Here is a 19,748-nt window from a genome sequence, read left to right on the forward strand (position 1 = left end):
CCGCCCCGTCACTCCTCGGGTTCGGCCAGCACCGCGAAGACCGCTCCCTGATTGTCGGCCAGGACCGCCATCCGTCCGTACGGAACGTCGCTGGGGGGCTGGGTGACCCGGCCGCCGAGCCGGGTGGCCGCCGCCGCGGTCTCGTCGCAGTCCTCAACCATGAAGTACGAGAGGAAGTGGGCCGGCAGCTCCGCGGGCAGCGCGTCCGTGATGACGGCCCGTCCGCCGACGGCGGTGTCGTCGCCCGGCTCGGTCCCGGCGGGCGACCAGGTGCGGAAGGGCACACCGGCCGCTTCGTCCGTCAGCTCGGGCAGGTCCCGTGCGCCGAAGCCGAAGACCTCCTCGTAGAAGGCGTCGACGCGCTCCACGTCGGCCTCGCGGACATAGGCCTCGGTCCAGCAGAAGGCGCCGGGCGCCGCCGCCCGCTCGAAACCGGGGTGGCTGCCGCCCTGCCAGACGCCGAAGACCGCGCCGCCGGGGTCGGCGATCTGCGCCATCGTGCCGTACGGGCCGACGGGCATCGCGTCCATGACGATCTGGCCGCCCGCCGCGCGGGCCCGGGCCACCAGGGCGGCGGCGTCCGGGGTGGCGAAGTAGACGCCCCAGGCGGTGGGCATGCGGCCGTCGGTCTTGGCGGCGAGCGCGGCCACGTTCGCGCGGCCCTCGCCCTCGCCGACGTACGCCTGTGTGTAGGAGCCGTACGCCCTGTCCGCGGGCTCGTCGAAGGTCCAGCCGAACAAACCGCCGTAGAAGCGCCGGCCCGCCTCGACGTCGGGCAGCGCCACATCGATCCAGCAGGGCACACCTTCAGCGAATGCGGTCATGGACCGATCCTTCCCGCTTGGGGAGATCCCCGCTCGGAGATATCCACCGACGTTGTCCACAGGCTGTTGATAACACTATTGGAGGACACCTGTGGACGCCCTGCCAGGTACCGCCATTCGAAGTCCCCGGCCCCTCGTGCCCCCCCGGCGGCCGCCCCTACCGCCCCGTCAACTCCGGCCAAGTCTGGCCGGAAACCCATTTGCACTCGCCGAATCGCGCTCCGATCACCCCTCGGTAAGCTGACGGCATGACAGGACAAGTACGCACCGTCGACGGCCGCGTGGCCGGTCGACGCGGTCAGGCGACGCGGCAGAAGCTGCTCGACTGCCTCAGTGAAATGCTCAGCTCGTCCCCCTACCGGGACGTCAAAGTCATCGACGTGGCCCGCAAGGCCGGAACCTCGCCCGCCACCTTCTACCAGTACTTCCCCGACGTCGAGGGCGCCGTCCTCGAGATCGCGGAGGAGATGGCGAAGGAGGGTGCGGGACTGACCGACCTCGTCGCCGGGCGCTCGTGGGTCGGCAGGGCCGGGGCGCAGACCGCCGAGCAACTCGTGGACGGGTTCCTCGACTTCTGGCGGAAGAACGACGCGATCCTGCGGGTCGTCGACCTCGGTGCGGCGGAGGGCGACAAGCGGTTCTACAAGATCCGCATGAAGATCCTGAACTCCGTCACCAACTCCCTGACGGAGACGGTGAAGGACCTCCAGGCGAAGGGCAAGGTCGACAAGGACGTGTCGCCCGCGGCGATGGCCGGCTCGCTCGTCGCGATGCTCGCGGCCGTGGCCTCGCACCAGAAGGGCTTCACGACCTGGGGTGTCAAGCAGACGGAACTCCGCCCGAACCTCGCGCAGTTGGTCCACCTGGGCATCACAGGGAAAAAGCCCGCAAAGTAGCCCCATCCGCACCGGACGAACCCCCACCAAGTCCTGTCACCCGATGGCGGACCACGCATGTGGTCCGCCATCGGCGTATCCGCGGACGGGTCGGCGTGTGCGCGCGCCGGCCGGCGTGTCCGCGCGCCGGTCCGGGCGGGGTTCAGCGCCGCTCGATCCGGAACAGCCGGATCTCCCGCTCGATCCGCTGCTGGTACGCCGCGTACGGCGGCCAGAACCGCAGCACCGCCTGCCACGCGGCCGCCCGCTCCTCCCCTGCGAGCAGCCGGGCCCGCACCGGCACCTCCTGCCCCTGCCAGTGCACGGACACCTCCGGATGGGCCAGCAGGTTGCCGGTCCAGGCGGGGTGCCCCGGACGGCCGAAGTTGGACCCGACGAGGATCCAGGTCCCCCGGTCCGGCTCCGGCATGCAGGCCAGCGGGGTGTGCCGCGGCTGCCCGGTCCTGGCACCGCGGGCGTGCAGGACCACCCCCGGGAGCAGCCGGGTGCTCAGCATCGTCCGGCCCCCGCTGAGCCGGTGGACGGCGCGGTCCACGGCGGGGATGAGGAGGGGGGCGACGCGGGCGAAGGCACGGGTGGCGGAGACTCTCTGGACCAGCTTCGTGCCGAAGGCCCCGCGCGCCGCCGGGCCGGTCCGCTTGCCCGACCGCTCGCCCAGTCGCTTGCCCGACCGCTTGCCGGGCCCCGCGCCGGACGCCCCTTCGTCGGTCGCGGCCATCACACGGCCTCCTTCGCCCCGGCCGTTCCGGCAGCCCCGGTCGTTCCGGCAGCCCCGGCCGTCCCGCCTGCCTCCGTCGCCCGGCCGTCGCCGGTACGGCCGAACAGCCCAGCCGTCTCCACCGCCCACGCCCGCAGCCGCTCGACCGGCCCGAACAGCAGCTCGTCGCCCGCCGCCCTCGCGAAGCACGCCCGTGCCTCGCCGGACCCGCCGTCGCCGCCCCGCATGGCCTCCGTCGCGGCGGCGCGGAGCGCCTCCAGCCCCTGCGCGAGGGCGAGCGGGGCGTCGCCCGCGTCAGCCGGCTGCCAGACGGTGCGGTACGCGGCCGAGCGCGCCGCCTGCACCGCCGCGTACGCCTCGGCGAACCGGGCCCGCCCGCCGTCCCCGGCGGCGGTCCGCCCCAGGAGCCGTTCGGCGGCCCCGGCCGCCTCCACCGCGAGAACGGCGGCGGCGCTGCGCCCGACCGCGCCGAGCGCCTGCGCGACCCCCGCCCCGCTGCCCAACAACTCCGCCTCCGCGTCGCGCAGTTGCAGCGTGCCCTGCGGGCGCGCCCCCTCCGCCGCCGTCCGCCGTACGCGCGTCGGCCCGACCGCGTCCTTCGCCCGTACGAGAAAGAGCAGTGCCCGCCCCCGGGCGAAGCCCCCGGTGTGCGCGGCCACCAGGAGCAGGTCGGCACTGCGCCCGTCGAGCACCTGTTCGGCCTGCCCGTACAGCACCCACCCCCGCTCGCCCCGCCGCGCCTGCACGCCACCGGAACGGCCGCCTCCGGCCCAGCCGCCCCCCGCGTTGTCCCCCGTCAGCCCGAGTGCGACGGAGAGCGCGCCGGCCGGGACGGCGAGCGCGGCACCGCTGCGACCGGCCGCGAGGTCCGGCAGGAGGGCGGCGCGCTGCTCCTCGGAGCCGAGGGCGGCGACGAGCGGCGCGGCCAGCACGGCGGTCGCGAGCAGCGGCGGGGCGAGCGGCACCCGCTCCAGCCCCGCGGCGAGCTGCCGCCAGAGTTCCCGGAGGCGCTCCCCACCGACCCCCTCGCCGCTCGGGCCCCCCGTGACGAGCAGTTCGGTCAGCGTACGGCGGATCGCGTCCTGCTCCGCGGTGAAGGCGGCATCCATCCGGTGTGCTCCTCCCCTGAATCTGACGGGGCGTCATGCTAGAGCGCGGTCGCGCGGATGCCCATAGCCGAAGCCGCCCCAATCGGAGTGCTCCGATGCGGACTTGCTGATCTGATGTACCGTCAGTTCCATGTCACCCACGCCTCGAAGGACCCCCCGGGCCGGGACCCGCAAGGTCGCTGTCGCCGGTGTCGCGCTCGCCGACTGCGGCCGGGTGGACGACGCCACCCCCTACGCGCTGCACGCCCAGGCGGCCCGCCGGGCGCTCGCGGACGCGGGCCTGGACCGCACGGTGATCGACGGGTTCGCCTCGGCCGGACTCGGCACGCTCGCGCCGGTCGAGGTCGCCGAGTACCTGGGCCTGCGCCCGCGCTGGGTGGACTCGACGTCGGTGGGCGGCGCGACGTGGGAAGTCATGGCCGCACACGCCGTCGACGCCATTTCCGCGGGTCACGCCGGTGCCGTACTCCTCGTCTACGGTTCGACGGCGCGCGCCGACATCAAGGCGGGCCGGCGCACCTCGAACCTCTCGTTCGGCGCCCGGGGTCCGTTGCAGTTCGAGGCGCCGTACGGGCACACGCTGGTCGCGAAGTACGCGATGGCCGCCCGTCGCCACATGCACGAGTACGGGACGACCCTGGAGCAGCTCGCCGAGGTGGCGGTGCAGGCGCGGGCGAACGCGGCGACGAACCCGGACGCGATGTTCCGCGACCCGCTGACGGTGGACGAGGTGCTGTCGGGCCCGATGATCGCCGACCCCTTCACCAAGCTGCACTGCTGTCTGCGCAGCGACGGGGGCTGCGCGGTGCTGCTGGTGGCGGAGGACCACGTACCGGACATGGCGAAGGAGCCGGTGTGGGTGCTGGGCACGGGCACCTCGGTCTCGCACACGACGATGTCGGAGTGGGACGACTTCACGGTGTCCCCGGCGGCGCTGAGCGGCCGGCGGGCGTACGCGGACGCCGGGCTGTCCCCGGCCGACGTGGACCTGGCGGAGATCTACGACGCCTTCACCTACATGACCCTGGTGACGCTGGAGGACCTGGGCTTCTGCGCGAAGGGGGAGGGCGGGCCGTTCGTGGAGAAGGGCCGCCTGCTGCGGGACGGCGCGCTGCCGGTCAACACGGACGGCGGCGGGCTCTCGGCCTGCCACCCGGGGATGCGGGGTCTGTTCCTGCTGGTGGAGGCGGTACGCCAGTTGCGGGGCGAGGCGGGGGACGGCCAGGTCCGCAAGGCGGGCGGCCGCCTGCCGGAGGTGGCGCTGGCCTCGGGAACGGGCGGCTGGTTCTGCTCTTCGGGCACGGTGCTCCTGGGACGGTGACCGCCCCGGCACCGCGCCCGCCCGCACCCCGCAGCCCCGTACCCCCGCGCCCGGCACCCCCGACACCACCGAGCCGCGCCCGCCGCCCGCCGCCCCGCACCCGGCACAATCGCCCCATGACCACCGACGACCCCGCCTCCCGTGACTTCCGCGACCTCCTGCACTCCCTCCGGGTGTGGGACGGCGTCGACCTCCCCGCCCTCGACCCGGCGGCCGCCCCCGCCGCTCCCCTCCCCCTCTTCCGCGCCTGGCTGCGCGAGGCCGCCGCGGCAGGTCAGGCCGAGCCGCACGTCATGACCCTGGCCACGGCGGACGCGGACGGCCGCCCCTCCGCCCGGGTCCTGACCCTGCACGACGCGGACGAGGACGGCTGGCACTTCGGCACCCACAGCACGAGCCGCAAGGGCCGTGAGCTGGCCGCCCGCCCGGACGCCGCCCTCACCTTCTACTGGCCGGTCCAGGCCCGCCAGGTCCGCGTCGAGGGGACGGTCCTCTCGGGCACCCCGGAGGCCGCGACGGCCGACCTGCACGCCCGCTCCACCGGGGCGCTCGCCGCGGCCCTCACCGGCCGGATGAGCGAAGTCCTCGCCTCCCGCGCGGAGTTGACCGAGGCGTCGGAGTCGGCCTGGGCGCGCGCCGAGGCGGACCCCACCCTGTCCGCGCCGACCTGGACGCTGTACGCGCTCGTCCCCAGGGAGGTCGAGTTCTTCCAGGGCGACGCCCGGCGCCAGCACGTACGGCTGCGGTACCGCAGGTCGGACGACGGCTGGGTGCGCGACCTGCTGTGGCCCTGAGCGACGCGCCCGCCCTACCCGCCGCCGCCCTCCCCGGCCATCCGGAACACGGGCACCGCGTACTCCCCCCGCACCCGGAAGGCGACCTCCAGGCCGGCCCCGATCCGCAGGGCGGACTCCGCGCAGTCCACGACCTCGGTCATCATCCGGGGCCCCTCCGCGAGGTCGACGACGGCGGCGACGTACGGAACGCGCTCGCCGAAGGGCGGGAGGTCGTTGCGGTGCACGACGGACCAGGTGTAGAGGGTGGCGCGGCCACTGGCCCGCTCCCACTGGACGTCCTCGCTCCAGCAGTACGGGCAGAACTCGCGCGGGTAGTGGTGCGGGCGGGTGCACGCGGCGCAGCGGCGGACGAGCAGCCGGCCCTCGGCGGCGGCCTGCCAGTAGGGGCGGGTGAAGGCGTCGACGCCGGGATCGGCGGGGGACGGCACGGGTGTGCTCGCGCGGGTGGTCATCAGAGGAGTCCGATCGCGTGGTCGAGGGACCAGGTCTGCCAGGAGACGGCGAGGAGGGCGACGAGGGAGATGAGCGCCATCATGGCGTTCTGCCCCTGTTCGGCCCAGTCGTGGATCATCAGGACGAGGTAGAGGAGGTTGAGCAGGAGCCCGCAGACGAGCGCGACCGGAGTGAGGAAACCGGCCACCAGCCCCAGACCCAGGGCGAGTTCGGCGTATACGACGACGTACGCCATCACCTTGGGGCGAGGGGCGACGACCCGCTCGAACCCCCGCTTCACGACGGGCCACCTGTGCTTGCCCGCGACGTCGGCGGCCCAGGCGATGCCGGTGCCGCGCTCGAACCAGCCCTTCTTGTCCTTGTGCCGCCAGCTCTCCAGCCACCAGAGGCCGAGACCGATGCGGAGAACGGCGAGCCATTCGGCGCCGGTGAGCCAGATGGACTCCACGTGAACCCCTTCCCCGGGACCATTCCTGACGGTCCGTCAGTTCACCGGACGGACGCCCGCTCCGCAAGAGCCGGTACCGTCTTCCCTCGCTCCACCCCGTACCGGCGATGAGTTCCGGAGGCGGCAGGAGTCCTGTTCGACGAAGGCCGACCGTCAGAACGGAAAGGACCCCCCATGCCCGCGCACACCGGACCGCACCGCAAGGTCGTCGCCGACGCCGTCGTCTCGATGGACGGATACACCGGCACCGGCCCCGACGACGACATGAGCTGGGCCATGGAGCACATCACCAGCGAGCAGAGCGAGATCATGTACGAGGGGATCTGGCGCGGCGTGAGCACGGCGGTCGTCGGCCGCGTCAACTGGGAGGGCTTCACCTCCGTATGGCCCGGCCTGGTCAGCGATCCGGCCAGTTCGGCCAGGACCCGTGATCTCGGCAGCTGGCTCGCCGTCGTCGACAAGGTGGTCGTCTCCACGACCCTGCGGCAGTCCGATCTCGACGAGTCGCCGTGGACCAACGCCCGGGTCTGCCGCGACCTCGAAGCCGAGGTGCGCTCCCTCAAGGCCGGGCCGGGCCGCGACATCCTCGTCCTGAACAGCGCGAGCGTCATCAAGGCGCTCCTCAGGGCCGACCTGGTCGACGAACTCTGCATGACCGTGCTCCCGAGGACCCTCGGTCACGGAGTCCGCCTGCTGCCCGACGGCCTCTCCTCGGCCTGGCGGCTCTCCCACGCCACCACCGTCCCCGCCACCGGCGCCGTCGCCCTGCGCTACCACCGTCCCTGAGGCTGTCGCGACCGCTTCCGGAAGCGGCCCCGTGCCGGATCGGGAGGCGGGCCCGCGCCGGGTGCGGAAGCGGCCCCGCGCCGGATCGGGAAGCAGCCCCGTGCCGGGTGCGGAAGCGGCCCCGTGCCGGATCGGGAAACAGCCCCGCGCCGGGTGCGGAAGCGGCCCCGCGCCGGATCGGGAAACAGCCCCGTGCGGGGTGCGGAAGCGACCCCGTGCCGGGTGCGGCGGCCCAAGTCGCCCCCGTTTTCCCGACGAAGCGCCCCGCGTGATCAATTCGCAACCCGATCCCCCACGTGACCGAGACCCGGCGACCCCGCCCCCGCCACTACGCTCACGCCCCATGCCCCCCACCGACCCCACTCGCGGCATCGCCACGACCAACGACCGCCCGGTCTACGTCATCGGCGGCGGCCCCGGCGGACTCGCCGCCGCGGCGGCCCTGCGCACCCGCGGCGTACGGGCCGTCGTCCTGGAGAGGTCCGACCGGGTCGGGGCCTCCTGGCGGGCCCACTACGACCGCCTCCACCTGCACACCACCCGCGCCCTCTCAAGCCTCCCGGGCCTGCGGATGCCGCGCTCCTTCGGCCGCTGGGTGTCGCGGGACGACGTCGTCCGGTACCTGGAGAAGTACGTCGAGCACCACGAGCTGGAGATCGTCACCGGCGTCGAGGTCCACCGGATCGAGCGCGCCGAGCGCACCCCCGGCGAGACCGCCTGGCTGCTGCACGCCAGCGGCGGCCGCGAGCTGACCGGCTCGGCGGTGGTGGTCGCCACCGGCCACAACCACACCCCGGACCTCCCCGACTGGCCGCACTCGTCCGCGTACCGGGGCGAACTCCTGCACGCCTCCGCCTACCGCAACCCGGCCCCCTACCGGGACCGGGACGTGCTGGTCGTCGGCGTCGGCAACACCGGTGCCGAGATCGCCGCCGACCTCGCCGACGGCGGCGCCTCGCGGGTACGCCTCGCGGTGCGCACGCCGCCGTACATCGTGCGCCGCTCCACCGCGGGCTGGCCCGCCCAGCGCACGGGCATCCTGGTGCGCAGGCTCCCCGTGCCGCTGGTCGACAGGGCGGGCGACCTGGTCTGCCGCGTCTCCGTCCCGGACCTCTCCGCGCAGGGCCTGCCGCGCCCGTCCCACGGCCTGTACTCCCGTGTGAAACAGGGCGCGATACCCGTCCAGGACGTCGGCCTGGTCGCCGCGGTCCGCGCCGGACAGGTCGAACCGGTCGCCGCGCTCGACTCCTTCGACGAGGACTCGGGGGACGCGGTGCTCGCCGACGGCACGCGTCTGGCGCCGGACGCGATCATCGCCGCGACCGGCTACCGCCGCGCCCTGGAGCCCCTGGTCGGCCACCTCGGCGTACTGGACGCCGACGGCCGCCCCACCGTCCACGGCGCGCGTACGTCCCCCGAGGCGCCGGCCCTGCACTTCACGGGCTTCACGAACCCCATCTCGGGCATGTTCCGCGAAATGGCCCTCGACGCGGAACGCATCGCCCGCGCCCTCGCCCGCCCGGCGAAGCGCCGTTGAAGCGCGGCCCCCGGCTCCGGCGCGGGACGGACGCCTGTTGGTCCTGTTCCCCAACCGGGCTGCCCGGCGGCCCACTTGACACCTACCCTCGGTCGTACGGCGGACCGCGTGCCCGCCGTACGGCGGCCGGTGCGAGACGAGGAGCGGCATGACGATTCTGGTGACGGGTGCGACGGGGAACCTCGGGCGGCTCGTGGTCGGGCGGCTGCACGAGGACGGTCGTACGGTACGGGCCCTGACGCGCGATCCGGCCGGGGCGACCGGCCTCCCCGACGGCGTCGAGGTGGCGGAGGGCGACCTCACCCGGCCGGACACCCTGGCCGCCGCCCTCGACGGGGTCACCGCCCTGCACCTCCTCGGGGCCACCGGGCACGACCACACGCCCCTCACCACCGGGGTGGAGATCCTGGACCTCGCCGCCGGGGCGGGTGTGCGGCGGCTGACGGTCCTGGCGGCCGGTGACGGCGCCTGGGGCAAGGCGGTGCGGGCGAGCCCCCTGGAGTGGACCTTCGTCTGGCCGATCGACTTCATGTCCAACACCCTGGGCTGGGCGGACGTGATCCGCGCGGAGGGCGAGGTCCGCGAGCCGTACGCCGCGCGCCGCACCGCGTCCGTCGACGAACGCGATGTCGCCGAGGTCGCCGCGGCGATCCTGACCGGCGGCGGTCACGCCGGTCAGCGGCTGGTCGTGACGGGTCCGGAAGCCCTCACCCCCGCCGACAAGGTGGCGGCCATCGCCGCCGCCACCGGCCAGGACCTGCGCTTCACGGAGCTGACCGACGACGAGGCGCGGGCGCAGTGGCGCGCGGAGGGCTGGCCGGAGGAGGGCATCGAGTTCATGCTCCGCATGTGGGCCACCGTGCCGGAATCCGTGGCCCGCACGACCACCGCCGTCCAGGACGTGCTGGGCCGGCCGCCCCGCTCCTTCGCGGACTGGGCCGCGGAGCACGCGGCGGACTTCCGCCCCTGAGGGGTCCCGCCTCCGCCGCAACACGTCTGCTCGCCGGTCGGGTTGCCGGTCCGGCGGCGGGAAAAACAGGCCGGTCCCAACCGGTGCGCCCGCCCGGACCGTGGGGCATGATCTCCGCACGGTGTTGTCCGGCAACGCGAGAGGGGCCGCAAGTGACCGCTGAAACTGGGTGGCAGGACTTGTCCCTGGGGCTCTTCCGACGCCTCCGGGCCGAGCTGGTCCGGTCCGTCGACGGCCTCGACGACGCGGCCCTCCTGTGGGCCCCCTCCCCCGGCGCCAACCCCATCGGCTGGCTGGTCTGGCACGTGGCCCGTGCACAGGACCGGGACCTGTCCGAGGTCATGGCGGCCGAGCAGCTCTGGCTGACCGACGGCTGGGCGGACCACTTCCACCTCCCCGCCGACGCCCGCGACACCGGCCACGGGCACTCGCCCGCGCAGGCGGCCGCCTTCCGCGCCCCCGGGGCCGCGGACCTCCTCGCCTACCAGGCCGCCGTGCACGACCGCGCCGAGCGCTACCTCGCGGACGCCCCCGCCGGTGATCCGGCCCGCGTCGTGACCAGCCCCACCCTGCGCGACGACCACACCGTGCAGAAACGCCTCCAGGGGCTCCTCACCGACTCCCTCGCCCACGTCGGCCAGATCGCGCTGCTGCGCGGCCTCCTGCCCGGCCGGCTTCCCGCCCGGAGCGGAAACCGGCCGAGCGACATCCCGCACCCGTCGGGGCCCGCCGCCCCGAACGGCCTCGCCCGGCCCTCGTCGTCCCGCACCTCCTCCCGCACCGTCTCCCGCACCTCCTCCCGCCAGCGCGCCTAGGCCGGCCCCGGCTCCCGGCCGGCGCCGCGGACGTGCAGCCGAGAGCTGCCGACCGGCGCCGGCCCCGCACTGCCAGGCACCGGCCCGCGCATCCGTCCGTGCACCGTCCCGCACCCCCGTCCACGCATCCGTCCGCGCCCCCGCCCGCACATCGGTCCGCACGCCCCCCCTCCTCGTTCCGCGCCACCAAGGGAACCGACCTCTCCCGCCCTGTTCCTGACGGACCGTCAATTCAGTAATCTGACACAGCGTCAGTGAACTGCCATTCCGGTCTCCGAACAACGAGCAGGAGCGGGCTCAGCGATGCTTGGATCAACACACGGCACCCTCACCTCCGGCCTCCGCGCCCGCGTCGTCGCCTGCGGGGACGACGCCCGGTCCGCCTCCGTCCACGGCACGACCGCCGCCGCGACCAGGGCCCCGGGCGCGTCCGCCCCGGTCGACGCCGCCGTCGCCGCCTGCGGAGCCGCTGCCGCCACCGCCGCCGACCTGGACGTCAGCGGGCGCCCGCTGTACGCCCCGGTCCCGGACCTGGACCGGTTCTTCCGCCCCGAGTCCGTCGCCGTCGTCGGCGCCTCCGACACCGAGGGCCGGCCCCACACCGGCATCACCCGTCAGCTCCTGGCCTGGGCCGGGCGCGTGGGGGCCCGCCTGCACCCCGTGCACCCGAGCCGGGAGTCGGTGTTCGGGCTGCCCTGTGTGCCCTCCGTCGCCGAACTGCCCGAGCAGGTCGATCTCGCTGTGCTCCTTGTACGGGACCCCCTTCCGCTCATTGATCAACTGGCCGACGCCAAGGTCAGGTTCGCCGTCGCCTTCGCCTCCGGTTTCGCCGAGACCGGTGCGGACGGGGCCGCCGCCCAGGCCCGCCTGGCCGCCGCCGTCGCCGCCACCGAGTCGGGGCTGCGCCTGCTCGGTCCCAACACCAACCTCAACGCCTTCGAGGAGTTCCGGGACGACCTGGAAGGCCCCGCCATCGCCCTCATCACCCAGTCCGGCCACCAGGGCCGCCCTGTCTTCTCCCTCCAGCAGATCGGGGTACGGCTCTCCCACTGGGCCCCCACCGGCAACGAGGCCGACCTGGAGACCGCCGACTTCATCTCCTACTTCTCCACGCGACCCGAGGTCGGCGCGATCGCCGCCTACATCGAGGGGCTGAAGGACGGCCGCTCCTTCCTCCTCGCCGCCGACCGCGCCGCCCGCGCCGGCGTGCCCGTGGTCGCCGTCAAGGTCGGCCGCACCGAGACCGGGGCGCGTACCGCCGCCTCCCACACCGGGAAGCTGACCGGCGCCGACGACGTGGTGGACGCGGCGATGCGGCAGTTCGGCGTGATCCGGGTGGACGGGCTCGACGAGCTCCAGGACACCGCCGCCCTGCTGGCGCGCGCCCGCAGGCCCCGGGCCGACGGCGTCGTCGTGTATTCGATCTCGGGCGGAACGGGCGCGCACTTCGCGGACCTGGCGACGGCGGCGGGGCTCGGCCTGCCGACGCTGAGCGACGCCAAGCAGGCGGAGCTGCACACCTGGATACCCGAATACCTGAACGTCGCCAACCCCGTCGACAACGGAGGCCATCCGGTCGGCGACGAGCGCGGCCGGAAGATCATCGACGCGATTCTCGCCGACCCCTCGGTCGGCGTGCTCATCTGCCCGATCACCGGGCCCTTCCCGCCCATGAGCGACAGGCTCGCCCAGGACCTGGTGGACGCCGCCGAGGCGACGGACAAGCTGGTGTGCGTGGTGTGGGGGTCGCCGGTGGGCACCGAGGCCGCCTACCGCGAGACCCTGCTCGGGTCCTCCCGGCTGGCCACCTTCCGCACCTTCGGCAACTGCATCACCGCCGTCCGCGCCTACCTCGGCCACCACCGCTTCACGGCCTCCTACCGCTCCCCCTTCGACGAGGCGCCGCGCACCCCGTCGCCCTCGTTCCGCAAGGCGCAGGCACTGATGCGCCCGGGCCAGCAGCTCAGCGAGCACGCGGCGAAGCAGTTGCTGCGGGCGTACGGCATCCGCGTACCGCGCGAGCAGCTCGTGACCAGCGCGGCGGCGGCGGTGCGCTCGGCCGCGCAGGTCGGCTACCCCGTCGTGATGAAGGCCTCCGGACCGCAGCTCGCCCACAAGACCGAACTCGGCCTGGTGAAGGTCGGGCTGACCTCGGCCAGCCAGGTCCGGGACGCCTACCGGGAGCTGACCGACATCGCCGCGTACGAGAACGTCCCGCTGGACGGCATCCTGGTCTGCCAGATGGTCGCGCGGGGCGTGGAGATGGTCGTCGGCGCGGGCCGCGACGCGCTCTTCGGCCCCACGGTCACGGTCGGCCTCGGCGGCGTGCTCGTGGAGGTCCTCGGGGACGCCGCCGTGCGCGTGCCGCCCTTCGGGGAGCCGGACGCGCGCGCGATGCTCGGCGAACTGCGGGGGCACGCCCTGCTGGCCGGGGTCCGGGGGGCGCCCCCGGCGGACGTGGACGCGCTCGTCGAGGTGATCCTCCGCGTCCAGCGGATGGCCCTGGAACTCGGCGACGAGCTCAGCGAGCTGGACATCAACCCGCTGATGGTCCTCCCCCGGGGACAGGGCGCCGTGGCTCTCGACGCACTGGCCGTCTGCCGCTGACGGACGACGTGCCGGCGACGGGTCACCCGCAGCCGACGGGCCGCGCGCCGGCGACCGGCAGCCCGCCACCGACGAGCCCGCTGCCGTCGACGGGCTTACCACCGGCGGCGGGCCCCCCGTCGGCGGAGGGAACCCCACCACCGAGCCGCCCACCGCCGACGGACCGCGAGCCGCCGACGGGCAACCCGCCGCCGGCCAGCCCCGCGCCGCCGACGCCTCGGAAACCACGTCCCGCACCCACCCGGCCATGCCCCGCCCCCCGAACTGGAGCCCTGCACCCATGACGCCCCCCTCCTCGTCCTCGGACCCGTCGGACAGTTCGTCACTGTCCGTAGACCAATTGGTACTCCACGCCACTGACAACGCGGTCTCCTGGATCACCCTCAACCGCCCCGCCGCCCTGAACGCCCTCACCCGGGACCAGCGGGAACGCGTCATCGCCCTGCTCGGCGAGGCATCCGCCGACCCCGGCGTCCGGGCGGTCGTCGTCACCGCCACCGGCAAGGGCTTCTGCGCGGGTGCGGACCTGCGGGGCAACGGCCCGGCCGCCCCCGCGCACGGCCGTGTCCCCGGCGACGTCGCCCGGACGATCCGGCTCGGCGCGCAGCGCCTGATCACGGCCGTGCTCGACTGCGAGAAACCGGTGATCGCCGCCGTGAACGGCACCGCGGCGGGCATCGGGGCCCACCTCGCGCTCGCCTGCGACCTGGTCGTGGCGGCCGAAGAGGCAAAATTCATCGAGGTGTTCGTCCGGCGCGGCCTCGTCCCGGACGGCGGCGGCGCCTATCTCCTGCCCCGGCTGATCGGCCCCCAGCGGGCCAAGGAGCTCATGTTCTTCGGCGACGCGCTGCCCGCCGCCGACGCCGAGCGCCTGGGCCTGGTCAACCGGGTCGTGCCGGCGGGCGAGCTGGAGAAGACCGCCCGCGCCTGGGCCGAGCGGCTCGCCGCCGGGCCCACCCGGGCCATCGCCCTGACCAAGCAGCTCGTGAACGCGTCCCTCGACTCCGACCGCACCGCCGCCCTGGCCGCCGAGGCCGCCGCCCAGGAGATCAACATGACCACCGCCGACGCCAACGAGGGCGTCGCCAGCTTCGTCGAACGCCGCACCCCGCGCTACCGGGGCCTGTGACCGCAGGCCCGTACACCTTCCCATCTGACGACCCGTCAGCTTCAATGGAAGGGTGATGGGACACGCAGGGATGGCGGCCACCGCCGTCCGATACCTCAGGTCCGTCGGCGCCGCCACGGCCGCCGAGCCGCAGGCAGTCCACGCGCTGCCCCGCCCCGGTCTGCGCGCCGTCGGACCGGACGAACGGCTTCCGCTGGACCCGGCCGAATTCCGTCGCGTGCTGGGGAACTTCGCGAGCGGCGTCACCGTTGTCACGTCACCGGGCAGTCCTCCCGCCGGATTCGCCTGCCAGTCCTTCGCGTCGCTGTCGCTGGACCCGCCGCTGGTCGTCTTCATGGTGGCCCGTACGTCGACGACCTGGCCCCGCATCGCCCGCGCCGGGGTCTTCTGCGTCAACGTCCTGGGCGCGCACCAGGGCGAGCTGTGCCGTGCCTTCGCCCGCAGCGGCACGGACAAGTTCGCGGGCGTGGCGTACGACGCCGCGCCCGTGACCGGCTCGCCCCGGCTGGCCGGGGCGCCGGCCTGGATCGACTGCGCGATCCAGACCGTGCACACGGGCGGCGACCACCTGGTCGTCGTCGGCCGCGTCGAAGCGCTGGACGCGAGCGCCCCGGACGCCCCGGGGAGCGCCCCGCTGCTCTACCACCGGGGCGCGTTCGGCACCTTCAGCGGATAGCGGCCGGGCGCGGCCCCGTCACGCCGTCCCCGCCGCCGCGGGCGTGCCGCCCGGACCCGCCGCCGGCCGCTTGCGGATGACGAGCGCCATCAGCGCGGCCATCGCGCAGAGCGCCCCCGACGCGTACCAGACCACGTCGTACGACCCGAAGACGTCGCGCGCGACCCCGCCGAGGAACGCCACCAGCGCCGCTCCCACCTGGTGGGATGCCAGCACCCAGCCGAAGACGATCGCGCTGTCCTCGCCGAAGTACTCGCGGCACAGCGCGATCGTCGGCGGCACGGTCGCCACCCAGTCCAGGCCGTAGAAGACGATGAACAGCACCATCGGCGGGTGGACGGACGGGGCGAGCAGGAGGGGCAGGAAGAGCAGCGAGACACCGCGCAGCGTGTAGTAGACCGCGAGCAGGCGGCGGGCCTCGAAGCGGTCGGTGAACCAGCCGGAGGCGATCGTTCCGATCACGTCGAAGACACCGATCACCGCGAGCAGTCCGGCAGCCATCGGGATCGGCATGTGGTGGTCGTGCGCCGCCGGTACGAAGTGGGTCTTGACCAGGCCGTTCGTGGACGCCCCGCAGATCGCGAAGGTGCCGGCGAGCAGCCAGAAGGGGCCGGTGCGGGCCGCCGAGAACAGGACGGTCACCGCGCGCCGGGCGGCCCCGCGCTGCGGCACCGGCTTCGGGACGACCTCCGTCGCACCGTACGGCGCGAGCCCCACGTCCGCCGGGTGGTCGCGCAGCAGCAGCCAGACGAACGGCACCACGGCCAGCGCCGCGAGCGCCACGGTGATCGAAGCGGGCTGCCAGCGGTAGGTGTCCACCATCCACGCCAGCAGCGGCAGGAAGACGAGCTGGCCGGAGGCCCCGGCGGCCGTCAGGATGCCGGTGACCAGCCCGCGCCTGGCCACGAACCACCGGTTGGTGACGGTCGCCGCGAAGGCCAGCGCCATCGAACCGCTGCCCAGGCCGACCAGCACGCCCCAGTACAGGACGAGTTGCCAGGCCGCCGTCATCGTGACGGTGAGCGCCGCGCCGACGGCGATGACGGTGAGGGCGCAGGCCACCACCCGCCGGATGCCGAACCGGTCCATCAGCGCCGCGGCGAAGGGCGCGGTGAGCCCGTACAGCGCGAGATTGACCGAGACCGCGAAGCCGATCGTGCCGCGGGACCAGCCGAAGTCGCGGTGCAGCGGTTCGATCAGCAGACCCGGCAGGGACGCGAAACCGGCCGCGCCGATGATCGTCACGAAGGCGACGGCCGCGACGAACCAGGCGCGGTGGACGCGGGGCCGACGGGGCCCGTGGGACGGGAGGGGCTCAGTGGGGAGCGGCTCGGAGGGCCGTACCGGAGGTGTCGTCTGGGTCACGGGAACAGCTTCCGGGAGGCGCTCACCGCGATCGAGTGGCCCGGAGGACAGCATTCGCTACGATCGGGCCATGCCCGCGACAGACGAAACCCCGAAGCGCCACCGCGTCGCCGTCCTCGCCCTGCCCGGGGTCATCCCCTTCGAGCTCGGCATCCCGCACCGGATCTTCGGACGGGCCTACGACGAGAGCGGATCGCCGCTGTACGAGGTCGTGACCTTCGGCACCGGGCCCGGTCAAGTGCTGGGCACCCAGGCCGACTTCAAGCTGTACGTCGAACACGGCCCGGAAGTGCTGGCCGGGGCGGACACGGTGATGGTCCCGGCCGCGTACGAACCCGCCCTGCTGTACCGCGAGGGGCGGCTGCCCGACGAGGTGGCCGAGGTCCTCCGCCAGGTGCGCCCGGGGACGCGGCTCGCGTCGATCTGCACCGGCGGGTACGTCCTGGCCGCCGCCGGCCTCCTCGACGGACGGCCCGCGACCACGCACTGGCACTGGGCGGAGCACTTCCAGCGGCTGTTTCCGGCGGTGCGGGTCGACCCCGAGGTGCTGTACGTCGACGACGGCGACGTGCTGACCTCGGCGGGGGTCGCCGCGGGCATCGACCTGTGCGTGCACATGGTGCGCCGGGACTTCGGGGCGGCCGTCGCCAACGACGTGGCACGGCGCAGCGTGGTGCCGCCGCACCGGGACGGGGGCCAGTCGCAGTACATCCGCCGTCCGGTGCCGGAACCGCAGTTGGCGACCACGACGGCGGCCCGGGCGTGGGCGCTGGGGCATCTGCACGAGCCGATCCAGCTCCGGGACATGGCCGAGCAGGAGGCCATGTCGGTACGGACCTTCACGCGACGGTTCCGCGAGGAGGTGGGGGTGAGCCCGGGGCAGTGGCTGGCGCAGCAGCGGGTGGAGCGGGCCCGGCACCTGCTGGAGTCCAGCGACCTGTCGATGGAGGGGGTGGCCAGGGAGGCGGGTTTCGGGACGGCGCAGTCGATGCGGGGGCACGTGCAGGCGGCGCTGGGTGTCTCACCGACGGTCTACCGGCGCACCTTCCGCACGGGGCGAAGCGCCTGACCCCTTGGCGCGACATCCCGCACGGGGCGAAACGCCTGAACCCTTGCCGCGACGTTCCGCACGGAGCGAAACGCCTGCCCCCTTGCCGCGACCTCCCGCACGAAACGGAACGCCCGCCCCCCGGCGTACGACGTCCCGCACACGACCCCGGCCCGGCCGCCCGGCTCCCCCCCTCCCCGGCCCCCCGGCCCCCCTCCCCGCCCGCTCAGAACGTCAGCACCCCGCGCGCCACCCTCCCCCGCCCGGCGTCCGCCGCCGCCTTCGCGAAGTCCTCCACCGGGTAGGTCGCGGTCACCAACTCGTCCAGCAGCAGCCTCCCTTGGCGGTACAGCTCCGCGTACCGCGGAATGTCGCGCTGCGGCCGCGAGGACCCGTACCGGCAGCCCAGAATGGACTTGTCGAGGAACATCGCGGCGGGCAGGAAGGTCGCCTCGTCGGTCGGCGCGGTCATGCCGAGCAGGACCGCCTGACCGTGCCGGTCCAGGAGGTCGATCGCGCTGCGCACCAAGGACGTCCGGCCGACGCACTCGAAGACGTGGTCCGCGCCCGTCGGCAGCACGTCGCGCACCGCGTCCGTCGACGTCAGGAACTCCGTCGCGCCGAAGAGGCGGGCGGAGGTCTCCTTCGCCGGGTTGGTGTCCACCGCGACGATGCGCGACGCGCCCGCGACGCGCGCGCCCTGGATGACGTTCAGGCCGATGCCGCCGGTGCCGATGACCACGACCGTGTCCCCGAGCGCCACCCGCGCCCGGTTGAGGACCGCGCCCACCCCCGTCACCACGCCGCAGCCCATCAGCGCGGCGGAGGTCAGCGGAATGTCGGCCGGAATCCTGATCGCCTGGACCGCCTTCACCAAGGTCCGCTCGGCGAAGGCGGAGTTGGCGGCGAACTGGTACAGCGGGCGCCCGCCCCGCGAGAACGGCTGCCCCGGCATCCCGATCGCCTTGCGGCACATCGTCGGCCGCCCCCGGTCGCACTCCCCGCACACCCCGCAGCCCGCGAGCGTGGAGAGCGCGACGTGGTCGCCGGGGGCGACGTGCGTGACGCCCGCGCCGACCGCCTCCACCAACCCCGCGCCCTCGTGGCCGAGCACCACCGGCACCGGGAACGGAATGGTCCCGTCGATCACCGAGAGGTCGCTGTGGCACAGGCCCGCCGCCCGGATCCCGACCAGCACCTCGCCGGGGCCCGGGTCCCGGATCTCCAGGTCGTCCACCACTTCGGCCCGTTCGCCGTCGAAGACGACCGCCCTCATCGTGCTGCCCCTTCGCCGCCGGCCGCCTGCGGCCGTTCCTTCTTCGCCGCCGCCTCGCGCATCGCCGCCAACTGCGCCAGCATCGGCATCGGGTCCGTGCCCACCGTCCCGGGCAGGAAGTCCGCGATCGACTCCGGCGTCCAGGAGCCCGCGGCCGCGTAGCCCGCACGCAGCTCGCGGGGCTGTGCCCACACCGCGATCTTGGGCCCGGCGACCGTGTAGACCTGCCCGGTGATGCCCTCGGCGCGGGCCCGTTCGGAGAGGAGGTAGACGACGAGTGCCGCCACGTCCTCGGGCTCGCCGATCTCCTTCAGTTCCATGGGCACGTTCGCGGACATGCGGGTACGGGCCACGGGCGCGACCGCGTTCGCCGTCACCCCGTACCGGTGCAGGCCGAGCGCCGCGCTGCGCACCAGCGAGATGATCCCGCCCTTGGCCGCGCTGTAGTTGGCCTGGGAGACGCTGCCCTGGTGGTTGCCGCTGGTGAAGCCGACGAGGGCGCCCGAGCCCTGGGTGCGCATCACGGCGGAGGCGGCCCGGAAGAGGGTGAAGGTGCCTTTCAGGTGGGTGGCGACGACGGGGTCCCACTCCGCCTCCGACATGTTGAAGAGCATCCGCTCGCGCAGGATTCCGGCGACGCAGACGACGCCGTCGACACGTCCGTACCGGGCCAGCGCGGTGTCCACCACCCGCTGCCCGCCCGCCATGGTGGAGATGTCGTCCGCGACGGCGACCGCCTCCCCGCCCGCCGCCTCGATCTCCTTGACCACCGCCGCCGCGACCTCGCTCGTCGGCTCCGCGCCCGCCACGGAGACGCCGTAGTCGTTGACGACCACCCGCGCGCCCTCGGCCGCGCACGCCAGTGCCACCGCCCGCCCGATCCCGCGCCCCGCTCCGGTCACCGCTATGACCTTGCCGGCCAAGAAGTTCCCCATCACCACGCCTTCCCAAGGTTTCTGACGGTCCGTTAGAT

The 19,748-nt window shown here is 74.2% G+C and carries 19 protein-coding genes; 11 read left to right on the forward strand and 8 right to left on the reverse strand.

Translation table 11 applies throughout. The annotated features are described in order from the left end of the window. Positions 1-8 precede the first annotated feature (8 nt). On the reverse strand, positions 9-824 hold the full coding sequence (locus tag ACIP93_RS01225) for a VOC family protein (protein ID WP_401754354.1): 816 nt from the start codon (positions 822-824) through the stop codon (positions 9-11). A 248-nt stretch (positions 825-1,072) separates the two neighbouring features. Between ACIP93_RS01225 and ACIP93_RS01230 the strand changes: the two genes are divergently transcribed. After that, the gene (locus tag ACIP93_RS01230; protein ID WP_345221842.1) at positions 1,073-1,720 is read left to right on the forward strand and encodes a TetR family transcriptional regulator; all 648 of its coding nucleotides are present in this window, start codon (positions 1,073-1,075) and stop codon (positions 1,718-1,720) included. A gap of 142 nt (positions 1,721-1,862) precedes the next feature. Here ACIP93_RS01230 and ACIP93_RS01235 read toward each other — a convergent pair whose 3' ends face one another. Together ACIP93_RS01235 and ACIP93_RS01240 are read right to left on the reverse strand one after the other, a co-directional pair. Continuing rightward, the gene (locus ACIP93_RS01235; RefSeq protein WP_401754357.1) at positions 1,863-2,438 is read right to left on the reverse strand and encodes a nitroreductase family deazaflavin-dependent oxidoreductase; all 576 of its coding nucleotides are present in this window, start codon (positions 2,436-2,438) and stop codon (positions 1,863-1,865) included. Then, positions 2,438-3,547 carry an acyl-CoA dehydrogenase gene (locus tag ACIP93_RS01240; RefSeq protein ID WP_401754360.1) on the reverse strand — a complete coding sequence of 370 codons (1,110 nt, stop codon included), beginning with the start codon at positions 3,545-3,547 and terminating at the stop codon, positions 2,438-2,440. Before ACIP93_RS01240 ends, ACIP93_RS01235 begins: the two co-directional genes overlap by 1 nt. A gap of 130 nt (positions 3,548-3,677) precedes the next feature. Here ACIP93_RS01240 and ACIP93_RS01245 point away from each other — a divergent pair, with 130 nt between their 5' ends. Continuing rightward, positions 3,678-4,868: a thiolase C-terminal domain-containing protein gene (locus ACIP93_RS01245; protein ID WP_401754363.1), complete on the forward strand. Its 1,191-nt coding sequence runs from the start codon at positions 3,678-3,680 to the stop codon at positions 4,866-4,868. 116 nt (positions 4,869-4,984) lie between these two features. Then, positions 4,985-5,662 (forward strand): pyridoxal 5'-phosphate synthase, encoded by a 678-nt coding sequence (locus ACIP93_RS01250; RefSeq protein WP_401754366.1) that lies wholly within the window; start codon positions 4,985-4,987, stop codon positions 5,660-5,662. 14 nt (positions 5,663-5,676) lie between these two features. Here the strand turns inward: ACIP93_RS01250 and ACIP93_RS01255 are convergent, their stop codons facing one another. Next, positions 5,677-6,117: a Zn-ribbon domain-containing OB-fold protein gene (locus ACIP93_RS01255; protein ID WP_401754369.1), complete on the reverse strand. Its 441-nt coding sequence runs from the start codon at positions 6,115-6,117 to the stop codon at positions 5,677-5,679. Further along, positions 6,117-6,566: a DoxX family protein gene (locus ACIP93_RS01260; protein ID WP_345221829.1), complete on the reverse strand. Its 450-nt coding sequence runs from the start codon at positions 6,564-6,566 to the stop codon at positions 6,117-6,119. Before ACIP93_RS01260 ends, ACIP93_RS01255 begins: the two co-directional genes overlap by 1 nt. 174 nt (positions 6,567-6,740) lie before the next feature. Between ACIP93_RS01260 and ACIP93_RS01265 the strand changes: the two genes are divergently transcribed. The 7 genes from ACIP93_RS01265 to ACIP93_RS01295 all read left to right on the forward strand — a co-directional run bounded on the left by ACIP93_RS01265 (position 6,741) and on the right by ACIP93_RS01295 (position 15,086). Beyond that, positions 6,741-7,352 carry a dihydrofolate reductase family protein gene (locus ACIP93_RS01265; RefSeq protein ID WP_401754372.1) on the forward strand — a complete coding sequence of 204 codons (612 nt, stop codon included), beginning with the start codon at positions 6,741-6,743 and terminating at the stop codon, positions 7,350-7,352. 343 nt (positions 7,353-7,695) lie between these two features. Continuing rightward, entirely contained in the window at positions 7,696-8,889 is a 1,194-nt protein-coding gene (locus tag ACIP93_RS01270; protein ID WP_401754375.1) for a flavin-containing monooxygenase, read from the forward strand. Between the two features lie 148 nt (positions 8,890-9,037). Beyond that, positions 9,038-9,859: an NAD(P)H-binding protein gene (locus tag ACIP93_RS01275; RefSeq protein ID WP_401754378.1), complete on the forward strand. Its 822-nt coding sequence runs from the start codon at positions 9,038-9,040 to the stop codon at positions 9,857-9,859. Between the two features lie 152 nt (positions 9,860-10,011). Then, positions 10,012-10,674, forward strand: coding sequence for a DinB family protein (locus ACIP93_RS01280; protein WP_401754381.1), 663 nt, complete (start codon positions 10,012-10,014; stop codon positions 10,672-10,674). Between the two features lie 303 nt (positions 10,675-10,977). Further along, positions 10,978-13,281, forward strand: coding sequence for an acetate--CoA ligase family protein (locus ACIP93_RS01285; protein WP_401754384.1), 2,304 nt, complete (start codon positions 10,978-10,980; stop codon positions 13,279-13,281). A gap of 280 nt (positions 13,282-13,561) precedes the next feature. Continuing rightward, complete coding sequence (locus ACIP93_RS01290; RefSeq protein WP_401754387.1) at positions 13,562-14,410, forward strand: enoyl-CoA hydratase/isomerase family protein; 849 nt, start codon at positions 13,562-13,564, stop codon at positions 14,408-14,410. Between the two features lie 55 nt (positions 14,411-14,465). Continuing rightward, on the forward strand, positions 14,466-15,086 hold the full coding sequence (locus ACIP93_RS01295) for a flavin reductase family protein (RefSeq protein WP_345221813.1): 621 nt from the start codon (positions 14,466-14,468) through the stop codon (positions 15,084-15,086). Positions 15,087-15,104: 18 nt separating this feature from the next. Here the strand turns inward: ACIP93_RS01295 and ACIP93_RS01300 are convergent, their stop codons facing one another. After that, complete coding sequence (locus ACIP93_RS01300; RefSeq protein ID WP_401754390.1) at positions 15,105-16,505, reverse strand: MFS transporter; 1,401 nt, start codon at positions 16,503-16,505, stop codon at positions 15,105-15,107. 16 nt (positions 16,506-16,521) lie between these two features. Here ACIP93_RS01300 and ACIP93_RS01305 point away from each other — a divergent pair, with 16 nt between their 5' ends. Next, complete coding sequence (locus ACIP93_RS01305) at positions 16,522-17,520, forward strand: helix-turn-helix domain-containing protein (RefSeq protein ID WP_345221811.1); 999 nt, start codon at positions 16,522-16,524, stop codon at positions 17,518-17,520. 205 nt (positions 17,521-17,725) lie between these two features. On the opposite strand, the gene ACIP93_RS01310 is transcribed toward ACIP93_RS01305, so the two are convergent. Both ACIP93_RS01310 and ACIP93_RS01315 read right to left on the reverse strand, forming a co-directional pair. Beyond that, the gene (locus ACIP93_RS01310) at positions 17,726-18,775 is read right to left on the reverse strand and encodes a Zn-dependent alcohol dehydrogenase (RefSeq protein WP_401754393.1); all 1,050 of its coding nucleotides are present in this window, start codon (positions 18,773-18,775) and stop codon (positions 17,726-17,728) included. After that, complete coding sequence (locus ACIP93_RS01315) at positions 18,772-19,710, reverse strand: SDR family NAD(P)-dependent oxidoreductase (protein WP_401754396.1); 939 nt, start codon at positions 19,708-19,710, stop codon at positions 18,772-18,774. The genes ACIP93_RS01310 and ACIP93_RS01315 overlap by 4 nt, the downstream gene beginning before the upstream one ends. Positions 19,711-19,748: the final 38 nt, after the last annotated feature.

The organism is Streptomyces sp. NPDC088745 (assembly GCF_044751045.1).
GTDB lineage: Bacteria > Actinomycetota > Actinomycetes > Streptomycetales > Streptomycetaceae > Streptomyces > Streptomyces cremeus.